Source organism: Flavobacterium sp. (genome assembly GCF_040382755.1).
Classification (GTDB): domain Bacteria; phylum Bacteroidota; class Bacteroidia; order Flavobacteriales; family Flavobacteriaceae; genus Flavobacterium.
Map to the genome: position 1 here is coordinate 1 of NZ_JBEIET010000256.1, position 1,519 is coordinate 1,519.

Sequence of the window (1,519 nt, forward strand, 5' to 3'; positions counted from 1 at the left end):
AAAAAAAAGAGCTACTTTTTCAAGTAACTCTTTCAGAGGCATCGTCCGGATTCGAACCGGAGTAGACGGTTTTGCAGACCGGTGCCTAGCCGCTCGGCCACGACGCCATTATTGGATTGCAAATATAGATATAAAAATTTCAATATTCAAATCACAAATTCCAAATATTTTAAAATCTATTTTCTTTTTTCAATCTTTATTTTCTTAAAACTATCTTTTTTTCTTCATTCGTATCGTAACTCCTTCAACATCACCACCAATTGGCGGATTTAGCTTCGTTACTTCAATTTTGATTTTTAATACGGGAAGTAATTCTTTTAAAACTCTATCAATTATTCTTTGTGCTACGTGTTCTAAAAGCTTGGCACGAATTGCCATTTCTTCTACTACAATTCGATTTAAATCTACATAATCTACAGTATCATTTAGTTCGTCTGTTTGAGCAGATGGTTTTAAATTGGTTTTTATAGTTAAATCAACACGATAATTACTTCCAATTTTTGCTTCTTCTTCCAAACATCCGTGATATGAAAAGGTTCGAATATTAGTTAATTTTATGATTCCCATTTTTTATTTGATATTAGTAATCTGTTTACAATTCTTTTACACTCATAAACATTTTAAACTTATAAACTTATTGTTATCTTTGTCAAAATTACAAATTCTTATGTCTGCAGAAGAAAAATCTTTAAATTTTATAGAACAAATTATAGAAGACGATTTAAAAAACGGTTTATCATCTGATAAGTTACGTTTTCGTTTTCCTCCAGAACCTAACGGATATTTACATATTGGTCACGCAAGTGCTATTTGCCTTAATTTTGGTTTAGGTATAGATTACAATGCGCCCGTTAATTTACGTTTTGATGATACGAATCCTTCAAAAGAAGAACAAGAGTTTGTGGACGCGATTAAAAAAGACGTCGAATGGCTTGGTTTTAATTGGGACAAAGAATGTTATGCTTCGGATTATTTCCAACAATTATATGATTGGGCAGTAGAATTAATTAAAAAAGACAAGGCGTATGTGGATAGTCAGTCTTCTGAAGATATGGCCATTCAAAAAGGAACACCAACTTCGCCAGGAACTGACTCGCCTTTTAGAACGCGTACCATAGAAGAAAATTTAGACTTATTTACACGTATGAAAAACGGAGAATTCGAAAAAGGAACTCACGTTTTGCGCGCTAAAATAAGTATGAAAGCCAATAATATGCTAATGCGAGATCCTATTATTTATCGTATTATGCACGCACATCATCATCGTACAGGAAACGATTGGTGTATTTATCCTATGTACGATTGGGCTCACGGAGAAAGTGATTATTTAGAACAAATTTCACACTCATTCTGTACATTAGAATTTTTACCTCATAGAGAATTATACGATTGGTTTTTAAATCAAATTTATGATGAAACCAAAGTACGACCAAAACAAAGAGAATTTGCTCGTAGAAATTTATCGCACACCGTAGTTTCTAAACGTAAATTATTACAATTAGTTGAAGAAAAGCACGTT

General features: G+C 32.3%; 2 protein-coding genes and 1 tRNA gene. 1 reads left to right on the top strand and 2 read right to left on the bottom strand.

Annotated elements, in window-relative coordinates; all coding sequences use genetic code 11:
* Nucleotides 1–36: 36 nt before the first annotated feature.
* Nucleotides 37–107 (bottom strand) — tRNA-Cys (locus tag ABWO04_RS11855).
* Between the two features lie 103 nt (nt 108–210).
* Complete coding sequence (gene folB / locus ABWO04_RS11860) at nt 211–567, bottom strand: dihydroneopterin aldolase (RefSeq protein ID WP_291242651.1); 357 nt, start codon at nt 565–567, stop codon at nt 211–213.
* Between the two features lie 100 nt (nt 568–667).
* Between folB and ABWO04_RS11865 the strand changes: the two genes are divergently transcribed.
* On the top strand, nt 668–1,519 hold an 852-nt coding region (locus ABWO04_RS11865; protein ID WP_353079892.1), incomplete at its 3' end, for a glutamate--tRNA ligase family protein.

Coding starts and splice junctions, on each gene's coding strand:
- folB (WP_291242651.1), bottom strand. CDS start 567: ATGGGAATCATAAAATTAACTAATATTCGAACCTTTTCATATCACGGA.